Genomic DNA, 14,270 nt, shown 5'->3' with positions numbered 1-14,270 from the left:
GCTTACTTCCACTCAAGAAACGACACACGAGGTTCAAAATCCGGCGCTTTGGCTTCCAGAGTCATCTGAAGCTGCACACTCCCCGGACGCTTCTGAAAACGGTAGCTCGATTCCCGACGCACGAAACGGTCATTGCCCGATCGAGCCGTGACTACCGCTTTCAGCGCATGGCTACCGTTCGGCAGATTGCCAACAAACAGCTGCTGAACCCCGCCTTCCTTCAAAGCCTCCTGCTCCCGCGCGGTGTATAGATGAGACACCACCGGTTTGCCATTGACGAACAGCTCAATCGAATCAAGCCCCAAGGCATCCGGACTACCCAGCGTCAGAAAAACTGACAGGCGACTATCAGCCGGGTGCAGCAGCCGCTGTTCCAAAGCAAACACTCGTGCCGAATGTTCAGAAACCTCTGCTCTGAGCTGGTCAATGGCATGGTCGATGTCTGACCCAAGGGCTGCCGACGGCAGCAGAGGTAGAGAAAAAGAGAACCCGAGAAGCATCCCAAGTGTTGGGTGTATCCGGCGCCGTCTTATTGGTTTTGTGCCCAACATAATGCCGTTTTTCCTCCTGCCGTCCTGGTGAGGGCCTTTTCCTGTTACAAGCTGACAGGAAGCGTAACACTCGGTAACTCGCAAGAACGGTATCCAGATCACCAATTGGAAAAGTCCAAAAATGAAACTTACGGTGTCGGAATTTTTAACAGTGACAGGAGTGACGATCGAGGTGCTAGAGGACGGTAAGTCAGTTGGCCATGTTAGCTGGCTGTTTAATAGCCGTTTTTCCTGGGTGGCCCCTAATTTGCGTATAGAAAAAAAGCGGGGACGCCTTTCAGGGCACCCCCGCTTGATATGCCGAGCTTTGCCGATGCTCTCAACCGCATCGGCTTTTTTTTACTTACTCAGATGCTTCATGGCCGATTCGAGACCGTCGATGGTGAGCGGATACATGTGATCATTCACCAGTTGCTTGGCCATACCCAGAGAACCGCCATTGCCCCAGTAACTTTCCGGTAGCGGATTCAGCCAGACTACCTTGCGGAAATGTTCCGATATGCGCTGAAACCAGGTGGCGCCCGCCTCCTCGTTCCAGTGCTCTATGGAACCACCGGGATGGGAGATTTCATAGGGCGCCATGGTTGCATCGCCGACGAAGATCACTTTGTAGTCCGGCGAATACTTGTGAAGGATATCCCAGGTACTCGTCGTCTCGTTCATTCGCCGAATGTTGTTGGTCCAGACGCTCTCGTAGACGAAGTTATGGAAGTAGAAATACTCCATGTGCTTGAACTCGAGCCGGGCCGCCGAGAACAGCTCTTCACAAACCCGCACGTGCGGGTCCATAGAGCCGCCCACATCAAAGAAGATCAGAACCTTCACAGAATTATGCCGCTCCGGGACCATCTTCAGATCAAGATAACCGGCGTTTCGAGCTGTTGAACGAATGGTATCGTCCATATCAAGCTGGTCCGCAGCACCCTGGCGGGCAAACTTGCGCAGGCGACGCAGCGCTACCTTGATGTTGCGAATCCCGAGGGTGATGCTGTCATCAAGGTCCTTGAAAGCGCGCTTTTCCCACACTTTGACGGCTCTGCCGTGGCGACCATTTTTCTGGCCGATACGGAACCCTTCCGGGTTGTAACCATCGGCACCGAACGGGGAGGTTCCTCCGGTTCCAATCCACTTGTTGCCACCGGCATGGCGTTCGTTCTGCTCTTCCATCCGCTTCTTGAAGGTCTCGATCAGCTCTTCAAGCCCCCCCAGAGTGTCTATCTTTGCCTTGTCCTCCTCGGACAGGTGCTTCTCGAATTCGGCACGCAACCAATCGTCCGGAATCAGCATTTCCATGAGGTCTTCAAGGTTCTCGATACCCTCAAAGTAAGCCTTGAACGCGCGGTCAAACTTATCGAAGTGGCGCTCGTCCTTCACCAGACACAGGCGTGCCAGGTAATAGAACTCTTCCATGTCGGCAAACGCCAGCCGATTCTGCAGCGCCTCCAGGAGGTCCAGAAACTCACGCAGGCTGGCGGGCACCTTTGCACGCCGAACTTCGAGAAAAAAATCAATCAACATAAAACGAGACTCTTGCTGAGTATCAGCTGCGACGACGGGCCATGAAGGCCAGCTTCTGCAGCAGGTGAACATCCTGCTCGTTCTTGACCAGAGCACCGTACAACGGCGGCAATGCTGAACTGGTGTCTTTCTCTTGAAGCATTTTGGCAGACAATTCGTCCGCCATCAGCAGTTTCAGCCAGTCGATCAGTTCCGACGTCGACGGCTTTTTCTTCAATCCAGGAACCTTGCGCACGTCGAAGAACACTTCTATGGCATCACGGACAATTTGCTGCTGCAAGCCCGGGAAGTGAACATCCACGATGTCCTGCATGGTTTCGTGATCCGGGAAGCTGATGTAGTGGAAAAAACACCGGCGCAGGAACGCGTCGGGCAGTTCCTTTTCGTTGTTGCTGGTGATCACCACGATCGGGCGTTGCTTGGCCTTCACGAACTGCTGGGTTTCGTAGACATAGAATTCCATCCGGTCCAGTTCCAGCAGGAGGTCGTTCGGGAATTCAATGTCGGCCTTGTCGATTTCGTCAATCAGCAGCACGACCTGCTCATCCGCATCGAACGCTTCCCACAGCTTGCCTTTGACAATGTAGTTGCTGATGTCCTTGACCTTTTCGTCACCCAGCTGGGAATCGCGCAGGCGGGACACCGCGTCGTACTCATAAAGCCCCTGCTGGGCCTTGGTGGTCGACTTGATGTGCCAGGGAATCAACTTCATGCCGAGTGCGGCTGCCATTTCCTCCGCCAGCAAGGTCTTGCCGGTGCCGGGCTCGCCTTTGATCAGCAGCGGACGCTGGAGCGAAATCGCCGCATTCACAGCCATTTGCAGGTCATCGGTGGCTACGTACTTGTCAGTACCGGTAAACTTCATCGCGTTAGTTCCTGTTGGTTACTTTTTCTGGCCCTGGTCATCGGAGTCAGGCTTGGGCTGCTCATCCGATTCATCAGAATCAAGATCACTGTGGCCTGGAAGATCGTCGAACTCGGACAGATCAAAGTCATCCAGCCCAAATTCGTCCTCATCGCTTTCGGCGTCCTGCAGGATCGGTTCCTCGACCGGTTCTCCACTTTCTTCTTCGTCGCCGACTTCCTGCGGCACCACACTCTCTGCGATCGGGATCTCCTCGTCAGGCACCTCATCGACATCTGTCTCTGGGGTTGCGGGATCGTTCGCAGTGTCCAGTTCTTCCGTTACCTCAGGAATGTCATCAGAGGCCTCTTCGTCTTCAACCTCGCTGGCCACGGCTGCTTCCGGTTTCTCTTCCGGCGCCTCGAGCTCTTCAGGTTCCAACGGCACGGGTTCGTCCGCCTCGGCAGCGTCAGTATTTTCGGAGGCTTTGGCCTGCTTTTTCCTCAAGGCCAGCCAGACCAGGGCCAGCAGGCCCAAGCCGCCAGCACCAGCGCCGAACACCCACACGGGCATCGGTGACGCGCTTTGAGTGCTGTTAGTAGCGTCCCCGGTTTCTATGGGCTCGGCTTCCGTCTCCGGAGCTTCCGCAAGCTCTGGTGTTTCAACTTCACTGACGTCAATCGGACTGACAATTTCATTACCGCTTGCAGGCTCTGCCACCAAATTCGGCTCGGGCGTTGACTCCTCGGGCATGGGTTCCGGCGGAGACCCAGCTTCAGCTTCGTCGGTTACCGCAACGTCGGCTTGTTCCAGATCACCCGGAGGCTGATCCGGCGCCGGCGAGACGGCCCTGAACACAGTGGTCGTGCTGAATTTCCGACCGAAGGTCTGCCCATCGGCAACTACCTCGATCTGGTAAATCCCATCCTGGGGTAGCCGACCAATGGTGTCAGTGAACATTCCATCTACCGGAGGCTCAGCCGATAAGTCCTTGGTCCCACTACGGCCATCCTCGGAAATCACACGGACTTTAATATCAAGAACCTGCAAAAACTCCGGGTCTGTAATCTTTTCGCCTTCCTCATAGAATGCGATATTCAGATCAATGGGCGTTTCTTCGGAAAATCCCGCTGGTACCGGGCTCACCGCCATTCGCAGATCACTGACCACTGTCACGCGACTGCCCTCACCCAGTTCACCTGCAATACGCCACCGGCCTGACATTGGCTTGGTGATGGTCATCAGGTCATAACCCGCTTCCCGAGTCCAACGCACGTTTTCCGGAAGGCTCGTAAGCGCCACCGAGCTGCCATCGGGCTTCTCAAGTGTCAGCTTTCGGGTATCCCGAGTTTCCTGCTCGCCCCAGAAAACCAGAGCGGTGAACTCGGAGACGCCTTCATCGACGGTAAAGCCATCCCCTTCGATTGGAATCTGTTCCTGCGGGACTGCTGCGTTCAATGCTTCCAGAAATGCCCGACTGAGGGCCTCGGCAGTATCCGCAATTTGGAAACGGCCACCAGATTGAAGGGCCAGTTGTCTCAAGAACTCGGCGTCCGCTTCGGCGGAAAGTGCGATGGGGTGGAAAGTGGCGCCCTGTTGGGCCAGTTCGGGGACAAGAGTCTCAAGAATCCGGCGTTCTTCCTGCTGATTCTTGCCACTATCGTTCGACACGTCGACTTTGCCATCGGTCAGCAAAATGAAGTGGGTGTTTTCGAGCACGCCGCCCGTGTAATAGCCGTCGCCCGCCACTTCGATGGCTTTGCCAAGGTTGGTTCTGAGGGCAACCGAATTGATCTGGGTTGACTTGTCCCTGGCCACGGACCGCCATTCTTCAGTCACCTCACGATGAGGCACCAGCATGTTGACGTATTGGCCGAAGGTCCAGAGCCCGGCCATTGAACCTTCCGGCAGCATCTCAGCCAGCAGCCTTACCGCAGGCTGACGCAAGTTGTCAGGGTCGTTGCCTTTCATCGAACCAGAGATGTCCACGATGATGCGGACATCGGATTTGTCAGCAAGGACCAACTCCGGGGCTTGCTGCGCCTGCACCACAGCAGGGAGCACCATGGCAAAAACGAACATCAACGTTTGCAATCTGGACATAGTCGCGTTCAAGGCATTATCCGTTTTTTTGTTGGCCCCTCCGCTAGCGTCGAACCAGACGATAGCGAACGAGATCCAGTATCCATACCAGTAGCATCACCAGGCCGGCAATGCCGAGATTGAACAGAGCCCGGCCAGCGGCCTCCGTTTCACCAAGCACCAATTCATAGCCGCCGTACAGCCACGCCGGGATCCACCAGTCTGCAAGCTCTGGCGACTCCACCGGGGTAAGCAGTAACGCCACCAGCGCTGCGGACAACAGCGTCCTAACGCCGTACAGAGGCAGGTATCGGAACAACTGCTTCATCATGTAAAAAAACACAACGAAGGCAATTGCGTAGGCGGACCAGAAAATCCCGTAGGCCACTTGTGCGTCAGTATCGATCATTACAGTATCCAATGAATGATGTGTTCTTCCCATTGATCTTCAGGCACCTGGGCTTCCGAGACGACCTTGTCACGGATTGAAACCCCTGCCTGATGCACCGTTGTCGGATCGCCGCTCCTTAATGGGTGCCAGTCCGCTAGCGGGCGGCCTTCAGCCAGAGTGCGATAGGCGCAAGTCTGGGGCAACCAATGGTAGTCGTTTACCGTGTCCGGTGTCAGCACGGTGCAACCCGGCACTTTTTTCAGCCGCTCCGAGTAGACTGTGCAGTGACAGTTCTGCTGGTCCATGTAGCGGCAAACCAGGTCGGTATGGTAGACCTCGTCAGTGTCCTCATCCTGGAGTTTGTTGAGGCAACATTTACCGCAACCGTCACACAGGGATTCCCATTCTGCCAGGGTCATCTCGTCCAGACGCTTTCGCTGCCAGAAGGGAATCTGCGCAATCATGAATCGCGAGGCTCTATCTTCTTCTTGAAATCCACGACGTAACCGTCGTGCTCTTCCGGCATTTGCAGGAAGAAGTCTTTCTCTTCAAGCGCTGCAAGTACCTGTTCACCCGAGGTCCGGGCCAGCTTTCGGTCCGGCGTCAGAATCAGGTCCATGGAGTGTACCGGTTGGCCAAACACCGTTCTCAGACTTTCCGGCAGGCCATTCCAATCCTGACCGCGGCGTACGAAAAGATAGGTATCCCGCTTTTTGCTGCTGCGAAATACAGACACAAATTCTCTTTCTTTCATGATCTCAGCAATTCCTCAATATCCGCCCGGACCGGTGCCAGGATCTGTTCTCGCCATCCCTGAAAAAACACGTGCCCGGCCAGACTCCGTTCCTGGACAACTTTTTCGAGGCGCTTTCTTGGTGCCAGAATTTCTATTGGAATATCAGCAGCTTCTGCCGCGCTTTTAAATTGACGTTTTAACTGCTTGAAAAAGGCCTGTTGATCTCGCGTCAGTGGCGGCGCAATGCGCTCAAGGTTGGAATTATCCGCAGCACGGCCCACCTCAACAAGTTGTAGCAACACATCGCCATAGCGACGAACTGCCCCGGATGGCACACCCTGTATGTTCGACAATGCTGCACGAGATTGAGGCATGTGCTCTGCCACTGCAATCAACAGGGCATCGGCAAAGACCCGATTCCGGGGCCGGTCCTGGCGCTGGCATTCCTGTTCGCGCCATTGAGCCAATTCGCGAAGTACGCCTTGCTGCTGGGTGGTTAAAGTCCAGCCGCCCCGCAACTTGAGATAGTGATTCTCGGGGTTGTCCTGAGACGCGAGCTCATCGGCGAACCGGCTGGATTCTTCGCTCAGGGCATACACCAACCCCCGCTCCTCTAGCCCCGCGAGCAGCCACTGGTACATAGGCTCGAGGAAGCGAATGTCGTCCACGGCGTAGCGCTGCTGGGCTTCGCTGAGGGGCCTTGCCAGCCAGTCGGAGCGCGTCACCGACTTGTCGAGTGTTTCGCCAAACAGGCTTTCCACCAGCCGGGCATAGCCGAGGGAGAAACCGGCCCCAGCCAGCGCTGCACCAATCTGAAGATCGATAACGCCCTTCGGAAAAATGCCCAGCCAGTGCCTGAAAAGCTCAAGGTCTTCACTCATGGCGTACAGCAGCTTGGGTGTCTTCGGGTCCGCCAGAAGCTCTTTGAACCGTACCGACGCTTCGGCCACATCGGGGTCCACCAGACAGAAGTTATCATCGTAACCGAGCTGCACCAGCCCTGGGATCGGGTAAAAAGTGTTTACCCGCTCGAACTCCGTATCCAGCGCCAGCAGGCTATCCCCGATCCCCTCCAGCCATTCGTCCAGTGCCGACGGCTCGGTAATCCAGTTAATCCTGTCAGGAGCTGGCGGGACTTCAACAGCCGGGCTTGGAGATGTCATAAGGTAACCTGGTGATGATTTATTCGGAGAGCGGCTTGCGGCCGCGGAAGGCATGAGTCAGCGTGAAACCGTCGACGTAACCCAGTTCGCCACCCACCGGTATACCGTGGGCCAAACGGGTGATCAGGATATCGCGGCCATCCAGGCGATCGGCAATGTAGTGTGCTGTTGCCTCACCTTCCACGGTCGGATTGGTCGCGAGAATAAGCTCGCTAACCCCTTCCTGGTTGACCCGCTCCAGCAAGCGTTCAATACCGATTTCTTCAGGGCCAACGCCGTCAATGGGTGACAGGTGCCCCATTAGCACGAAGTAACCGCCGCGGTAGTCGCCAGCTTGCTCGATCGCCAGCAGGTCCGAGGGGCTTTCAACGACACACAGAGTACCGGTGCGGCGGGCGCCGTTGTCACAGATCCCGCAGACTTCGGTGTCTGCAAAATTCTGACAGCTGTTGCACCGGCGAACGCCGGTCATGGCGTTGCTCAGAGCATCAGATAAACGGCTGCCACCGGAGCGTCCCCGCTCCAACAGGTGAAAGGCCATGCGCTGGGCGGTTTTCTGACCTACACCGGGCAAACACCGGAGCGATTCGACCAGCTCGTCAACCAGTGGGCTGAATGCCATGAAACGTCCTCAAATTGAGTTCAGGGGTCGATCCGATCTCAGAACGGCATCTTGAAGCCCGGAGGCATGCCCATGCCCGACATCATCCCGGACATTTTTTCTTTCTGATTCGCTTCAACCCGACGCACCGCATCGTTCACGGCGGCTGCCAGCAGGTCTTCAAGAATTTCCTTTTCTTCTGACATCAGCGAAGGATCAATCTGCACCTGACGAACGTCGTGACGACCATTCATGGTGACTTTAACCAGACCTGCGCCAGATTCGCCGGTTACTTCCGCCTTGGCGATTTCTTCCTGGGCCTTCTGCATTTCTTCCTGCATCTTCTGGGCTTTTTTCATCATGTCGCCCATATTGTTCATCATGTCGCTATCTCCTGCTTGTCTCAATTGGCCGGATACTGTCTTCGACTACCCGCGCCTCAAATCGTTCAACGATGGACTTTACCGCCGGATCCTTACGGATCGCCTCTTCGGCCGCTTGCTGACGCGCCTTACGCTGGCGCTCTTCGTAGGCGGCTGGCGTATGCGGCCCGGGATTGCCCGGTTCAATCTTTAATTCAGTGGCATCGCCAAACCGACTTCTCAACCCAGCCAGGATTTTTTCTTCATGCCGGGCGTTGAGCAGACGCGCGTGGCCATCGTCAATGGTCAATACCGCCGTGTTACCGTCCCAGGCCAAGGCGCCGTGACTGGCAAGATTCCCAGGCATACCGACTATTTCCAGTGAGCGAAAATCCCGCTCCCAGACAAGCTCACCATCAGTGCCCAGCTCAGGTGCCGTAACCGGTTCTGGGCCTGGTGCAGCAGGCTCTGCCACGGGAACTTCAAGCGGCTGTGTTTGTTGCTCCGGCTCCGACGCTGTCTCTGGGCTTGTGGCCGGGGGTTGGTCATACCGAAGATCCTGATCAGGGGAGTCGATATCGGGCGCCTGAGCGTCAAGGCTGGCCAACCAGGCATCATCCGACGACTCGGGTTCAGGCGCGGTCTCTGCCAGATACTCCGAGCCGGTCTCTGACTGCGGCCCTGGCTCAGCAGCATCTTGGTGGTTTTCTGGCTGCTCAGGCTGAGGAGATGTCTCAGGTGCAGCCAACGACTCGGTAACGGGCTCAGGAGCGGCTTGATCAGCAGCACTGATCTCTGGTTCTGACTTCTGCGCAGCGCTCTGCTGCCCGGCTCCGGCACTGGATGATCGTGCGGGGTCGGGTTCGTCGTGGGGCTCTTTGGAACCAGTCGGGGTGGACGAACTGACTGCCGGCGGCTCACGACGATCAGCACCGGGACGAAATGCCAGCATTCTGAGCAGGGTCATTTCAAAGCCCATTCTGGCGTCCGGTGTAATCGTCAAATCCTTCCGGCCCATCAACGCAGCCTGGTAGAAAAGCTGGGCGTCCTCCGCGCTTAACTGACGGGCAAGGGCTTGAACCTCAGCGGCATCCCCCAACGCGTTGTCAGCGCTGCCAGGGACTACCTGCTCCATGGTCACCCGGTGGAACAGCGACAGGAGGTCGGCAAGAATATTGCCGTAGTCCGGCGCAAAGTCAGAAATTCGGTTTATTTCTGACAGCAGGCCGGGGCCATCTCGCTCAACCAGGGCACTGACCAGTCGCTCTATGTCACGCTGGTCGATGGTTCCCAGCATATTACTGACATCGCTGGCAGCAAGCTTCTGGTTCCCAAAGGCAATCGCCTGATCGGTAAGACTCAGCGCATCGCGCATACTGCCATCTGCTGCACGCGCAAGCAGCCACAGCGCAGGATCTTCAAACGGAATCTGTTCCTGGCCCAGTACGTATTTCAGGTGGCCGGCAATGTGCTCGGGGGTCATTCGCTTGAGATTAAACTGCAAGCAACGGGACAACACCGTTACCGGCAGTTTTTGCGGATCGGTGGTGGCCAGCAGGAACTTGACGTGTTCGGGGGGCTCCTCCAGCGTTTTCAGGAACGCGTTGAACGACTGGTTGGTGAGCATGTGAACCTCGTCAATGAGGTACACCTTGTAGCGGCCACGAGTGGGCGCGTATTGCACGTTGTCGGTCAGCTCACGCATATCATCGACACCAGTCCGGGAGGCGGCGTCAATTTCGATCAGGTCGACAAATCGACCTTCCTGGATCTCGGTGCAGCTTGAACATTCACCACAGGGCCGGGGCGTAATTCCTGTTTCACAATTCAGGCACCGGGCCAGCAGCCGGCCGATGGTGGTTTTACCGACACCACGGGTTCCGGTGAACAGATAGGCATGGTGCAGACGCTGGCTCTCCAGCGCGTGGATTAACGCCTGCAGCACGTGTTCCTGGCCCACCATGTCTTCAAAGGTGCGTGGGCGCCATTTTCGGGCAAGTACCTGGTAGCTCATGTTCCGCCAACTGCTGTTAAAAACGGGCTTAACCTTAGCATGGACCCAACTTGAGAAGAAGCACAGATCAACCACAGAAAACACCGCAACAACGCCTTTCAGCGTGCGGAGAGCAAGACTAATTCGGGGATTGAATATAACGGGAGAGGGAGAAATCTGGGGGTGACCCCACCAGCGACACTCCGGCACACAATTCCACCGCTGCGGCTGCTCCCTTCCGGGCCTGACCGAGTTCACGGTTTCATGTTGCGGAGGCACCAATGGGGCCACCATAACGTCGCTTCGGGATAATTCCCTCAAAGCGGCGCGCATAGTATCAAATGGGTTTGCCGACTACAACGCCAATTCGGCTAGCCTGGAGTGAAAGCTTTTTTCCTAGAGCGGCAGTGGCACTTCATCCTGCCGGAACCAGCAGGCAATGCTGTGCCGGGTGCGATGTGCGGGCAACACCTCGTGGGGAATTTCTTCGCTCAGGAATACCGCAATCCGACCCGCCTCGGGCACAACCTGGGCACAGACCTCGTTATCGTTTTCCCGGTTGAACACCTGCAATTCACCGCCCTCCTCTGGCCGCCAGCTTTCGTTAAGGTACAGCACCAGACTGATAACTCGTGATGCTCGCCCCTGAAAGCTGTCCAGGTGCTTTTTGTAAAAGTCACCTGCCTGATAAGTAGCGTAGTGGGCTTCAAAGCGCTTCAGTCCAAGGAACAGACGCTGATTGAGCCCGGCCTGAATGGTCTCGAAGAAATTGAACAACGCAGCTTGAGGCGCGGTGATGCCCTGCAACCAGACAATCCGATCCCGGCGAACAGAGCGATCCCGGGTCAGGTCGGTGCCACGGCCGATACCTGCTTTTTTCATGGCGTCGGACTTGTCCAGCAACCCGACTTCCGAGACCAGGCTGGCCAACAGCGGGCGGCCGAGCACACCGGCAACATCGAGCGTCATCCAGCCGTGCTCACTTAAACCGTCGGCCAACTCGTCAAGCCAATGACCGGATACCGGATCGACATTGCCAGGAGTCAGCCCGGCAAGTTCGCCGCCGCTGGCAATCGCCTCAACAATGGAACCGGCAGGTTCAAAGTGTTGGTCTTTAAGGGCAATAACAACCGAGTGTTCCATTGACTGCTTCCTGAACATTTGGCCATATTCTATGCGGAATTCTCGCCGGGGCGGGAGATTTAATTTACTCTCTGTATAGGCAAATACCGTTAACTCAGGAGTCTCTGAAACACGCCATGTCTGAGAGCAGTAACCGACCGCCACTTTCCCTTTCTCCGGGCCAATGGTCCTTTACCCGATGGCGCACCATTGGACAACTGGAAGCGCTGGACGTAAATCACCCACTCTTCAGCGCCACGTTGTTCCTACAAGGTGCGCATCTGACCCATTTCGCCCCGAAGGACGAACCTGACTGGCTGTGGTGCAGCGATACTGCCCGCATGGAACCGGGCCGCGCCATTCGTGGCGGCGTGCCGGTGTGCTGGCCCTGGTTTGGTGACCCGGCCAGGAATGCCCCGGAGGTCCGGAAGCGCATTCACACCGACAAGGCCCATGGTTTCGCCCGCACCTCCCTCTGGAAGCTCGAAGACGTGCGAGAAAGCGCCCACGAGGTGGAAATCAGCCTCTCGCTGGACGCCAATGAAGACTTCCATGACCTCTGGAGTGGCCACGCTCTTGCTCTCATCACCTTCAGCTTTTCCATCCGGGGATGCCAAGTGGCACTGACCACCACCAACATGAGCAGCCACCCGCTGGCCTTTAGCCAGGCCCTGCACAGCTATTTTCCAACGGCTGACGTCGGGCGCAGCCGGGTGCTGGGGCTGGGCGATAGTCATTACATTGATACGCTTCGTGATTGGGAATACTGCTGGCAGGAAGGGGCCGTCTATTTCGAGGGCGAAACCGACCGGATTTATGAGAGCGGAGCGCCCATGACCATTGTGACTCCTTCGGGCAAGCGCAAGCTCTCCTCAGTGGGCAGCGATTCAACGGTGGTCTGGAACCCCGGCCCAGCCAAGGCCGCGACACTCTCCGACTTTCGCGACGAGGCCTGGAAAAACATGCTCTGCGTCGAAACTGCCAATGCCAGTGGCGACTACCGCGTGCTTAATGAAGGCCAGAGCCATACGCTGGGAGTTCTGATCGGCCGCGCCTGATCCCAGTATTTAATCCGCTAGCAAACAGGGAGTCAGCATGAGTCTGGCGTCGTTTATTAAGTCCAGGCTGGTGCCTGCAGAGCTTGAACAACAAGTGAATCGTATTCGCAAGCCTATTGGATCGCTTGGGTACGACCCGTGGGGCTATAACAATGAGGCGGTAAAATACGGCCTCGCATTGACCAAGCAGATTTACGAGAAATACTTTCGGGTTCAGGCCCATGGGGTTGAGAAAATCCCCGCCAAGGGTCCGGTACTGATCATCGCGAACCACAGCGGCCAGCTCCCCATCGACGGCATACTTATTGGCTACGCACTTGCGTCCCGGAAAAACTCCCCACGCATGCCCCGCGCCATGATTGAGCGCTTCTTCCCCACCGTGCCCTGGCTCGGAAACCTGCTCAACGAGGTTGGCGCGGTCCTCGGCGACCCGGTCAACTGCGCCAAAATGCTGGCTAACGAGGAAGCGGTAATCGTTTTCCCCGAGGGTATTCGCGGCTCCGGGAAACTCTACCGAGATCGCTACGAACTCAAACGGTTTGGCAGTGGGTTCATGCATCTGGCCATGAAATACAACGCCCCGATTGTCCCGGTAGGCGTGGTCGGATGCGAGGAGACCATCCCTGCGATTGCCAACATTAAACCGCTTGCCAAAGCCCTGGGGATTCCATACGCCCCTCTGGCACTGCCGGTGGTGCTGCCAGCCAAGGTTCACCTCAATTTTGGCGACCCAATGTACTTTGACGACCTCGAAATTCCTGAGGAGCAAGTCACGGAGCGCGTTGAAAAAGTAAAGGCAGAAATTAGCCGACTGATTGACAAAGGCTTGAGCGAACGGAAAAGGCTTTTCTAATGACCCAGAATCGCAGACCTCACATTCTCGTCACTGGTGCCGCCGGCGCCCTGGCGCAACAGGTCATAAAACAGCTTCGTAATCATTGCGACCTGGTTGCGGTCGATTTCCGCGAGCAGGTTTACCTGGGCGACGATATCCCTAGCTACTGCATCGATTTCAATAAGCGGGTTTTCGAGGACCTTTTTCGCCGCTACGAGTTCGACGGCGTCATCCACCTCGGACGGATCATGTCGAGCCAGCTCACCCGAATGCGCCGATACAACGCCAACGTCCTTGGAACCCAGAAACTGCTCGACCTGAGCCTAAAATACGGCATCAAGCGAGTTGTGGTGTTGTCGACTTACCACGTCTACGGCGCAGTAGCCTACAACCCTGCCCTGATCGACGAGTCGGCTCCTCTCAAGAGCGCCGGGCTTAGCTCCGATCTGATCGATTCAGTCGAGCTGGAAAATCTGGCCAATATCTACCTCTGGCGCTACCCGGAACTGAACATCTCGATTCTCAGGCCCTGCAACATCGTTGGCCCCGGCGTCAGGAACGCCATGAGCACGCTTCTGGCAAGCCAGCGAGCTCCGGTATTGGCAGGCTTTTCACCGATGATGCAATTTATCCACATCGACGACATGGCCGACGCCATTGTGCTGGCCTATAAAAAGCCGACACGTGGCGTCTTCAATGTCGCCCCTCAGGACTGGGTTGCCTATCAACACGCGCTGAAACTCTGTCACTGTAAGAGCCTGCCAATCCCTTCGGTTCCACCGATTCTTCCGGCCATGATTCTGCGCACGCTGAAACTGAGAAGTTTTCCGTCGTACCTGATGGCATTTTTCAAGTATCCTGTAGTTATCGACGGCAGGGCATTCGCGAACGAGTTTGGTTTTAAGCCAAAGCGGCAGCTCAAGGACATTTTCCGGTTTTACAAAGAAAACAAGAAACCGGTTTAGCGCAGGCCCAACCGTCAGGGATCAGCGGACACTCACGCAGGATGCGAGA

15 protein-coding genes and 1 other RNA gene are annotated in these 14,270 nt (G+C 56.4%); 3 read left to right on the top strand and 13 right to left on the bottom strand.

Going from position 1 to position 14,270, the window contains the following annotated elements; all coding sequences use genetic code 11:
* Window positions 1-2: 2 nt before the first annotated feature.
* From FGO67_RS10615 to FGO67_RS10555, 13 genes are all read right to left on the bottom strand, one after another.
* Window positions 3-377, bottom strand: a complete 375-nt coding sequence (locus tag FGO67_RS10615; RefSeq protein WP_238942330.1) for an AraC family transcriptional regulator — start codon at window positions 375-377, stop codon at window positions 3-5.
* Window positions 378-890: 513 nt separating this feature from the next.
* On the bottom strand, window positions 891-2,069 hold the full coding sequence (locus tag FGO67_RS10610) for a vWA domain-containing protein (protein ID WP_203300667.1): 1,179 nt from the start codon (window positions 2,067-2,069) through the stop codon (window positions 891-893).
* Between the two features lie 22 nt (window positions 2,070-2,091).
* Complete coding sequence (locus FGO67_RS10605; protein ID WP_203300666.1) at window positions 2,092-2,934, bottom strand: AAA family ATPase; 843 nt, start codon at window positions 2,932-2,934, stop codon at window positions 2,092-2,094.
* 18 nt (window positions 2,935-2,952) lie between these two features.
* Window positions 2,953-5,016 carry a VWA domain-containing protein gene (locus FGO67_RS10600; protein WP_203300665.1) on the bottom strand — a complete coding sequence of 688 codons (2,064 nt, stop codon included), beginning with the start codon at window positions 5,014-5,016 and terminating at the stop codon, window positions 2,953-2,955.
* Between the two features lie 43 nt (window positions 5,017-5,059).
* Entirely contained in the window at window positions 5,060-5,404 is a 345-nt protein-coding gene (locus tag FGO67_RS10595; RefSeq protein ID WP_203300664.1) for a hypothetical protein, read from the bottom strand.
* Entirely contained in the window at window positions 5,404-5,850 is a 447-nt protein-coding gene (locus tag FGO67_RS10590) for a YcgN family cysteine cluster protein (RefSeq protein WP_203300663.1), read from the bottom strand. Before FGO67_RS10590 ends, FGO67_RS10595 begins: the two co-directional genes overlap by 1 nt.
* Window positions 5,847-6,140, bottom strand: a complete 294-nt coding sequence (locus tag FGO67_RS10585) for a YcgL domain-containing protein (protein ID WP_203300662.1) — start codon at window positions 6,138-6,140, stop codon at window positions 5,847-5,849. The genes FGO67_RS10590 and FGO67_RS10585 overlap by 4 nt, the downstream gene beginning before the upstream one ends.
* On the bottom strand, window positions 6,137-7,285 hold the full coding sequence (locus FGO67_RS10580; protein WP_203300661.1) for a ribonuclease D: 1,149 nt from the start codon (window positions 7,283-7,285) through the stop codon (window positions 6,137-6,139). Before FGO67_RS10580 ends, FGO67_RS10585 begins: the two co-directional genes overlap by 4 nt.
* Window positions 7,286-7,304: 19 nt before the next feature.
* The gene (gene recR / locus FGO67_RS10575; RefSeq protein WP_203300660.1) at window positions 7,305-7,907 is read right to left on the bottom strand and encodes a recombination mediator RecR; all 603 of its coding nucleotides are present in this window, start codon (window positions 7,905-7,907) and stop codon (window positions 7,305-7,307) included.
* A gap of 38 nt (window positions 7,908-7,945) precedes the next feature.
* Window positions 7,946-8,269 (bottom strand): YbaB/EbfC family nucleoid-associated protein, encoded by a 324-nt coding sequence (locus FGO67_RS10570; protein WP_138441554.1) that lies wholly within the window; start codon window positions 8,267-8,269, stop codon window positions 7,946-7,948.
* Between the two features lie 4 nt (window positions 8,270-8,273).
* A complete protein-coding gene (gene dnaX / locus FGO67_RS10565; RefSeq protein ID WP_203300659.1) occupies window positions 8,274-10,262 on the bottom strand; it encodes a DNA polymerase III subunit gamma/tau in 1,989 nt (662 codons plus the stop codon).
* A gap of 166 nt (window positions 10,263-10,428) precedes the next feature.
* Window positions 10,429-10,525, bottom strand: an RNA gene (gene ffs, locus FGO67_RS10560) — signal recognition particle sRNA small type.
* 112 nt (window positions 10,526-10,637) lie between these two features.
* Entirely contained in the window at window positions 10,638-11,384 is a 747-nt protein-coding gene (locus FGO67_RS10555; protein ID WP_203300658.1) for a 2OG-Fe(II) oxygenase, read from the bottom strand.
* Between the two features lie 116 nt (window positions 11,385-11,500).
* Between FGO67_RS10555 and FGO67_RS10550 the strand changes: the two genes are divergently transcribed.
* The 3 genes from FGO67_RS10550 to FGO67_RS10540 are packed head-to-tail and all read left to right on the top strand — an operon-like array spanning window position 11,501 to window position 14,221.
* Window positions 11,501-12,421, top strand: a complete 921-nt coding sequence (locus FGO67_RS10550; RefSeq protein WP_203300657.1) for a D-hexose-6-phosphate mutarotase — start codon at window positions 11,501-11,503, stop codon at window positions 12,419-12,421.
* A 37-nt stretch (window positions 12,422-12,458) separates the two neighbouring features.
* Entirely contained in the window at window positions 12,459-13,274 is an 816-nt protein-coding gene (locus tag FGO67_RS10545) for a lysophospholipid acyltransferase family protein (RefSeq protein ID WP_203300656.1), read from the top strand.
* Window positions 13,274-14,221 carry an SDR family oxidoreductase gene (locus tag FGO67_RS10540; RefSeq protein WP_203300655.1) on the top strand — a complete coding sequence of 316 codons (948 nt, stop codon included), beginning with the start codon at window positions 13,274-13,276 and terminating at the stop codon, window positions 14,219-14,221. Before FGO67_RS10545 ends, FGO67_RS10540 begins: the two co-directional genes overlap by 1 nt.
* The last annotated feature ends 49 nt before the right edge of the window (window positions 14,222-14,270 follow it).

It is taken from the genome of Marinobacter sediminum, assembly GCF_016820575.1.
GTDB lineage: Bacteria > Pseudomonadota > Gammaproteobacteria > Pseudomonadales > Oleiphilaceae > Marinobacter > Marinobacter sediminum.
This window is presented reverse-complemented; position numbering and strand designations above follow the sequence as displayed.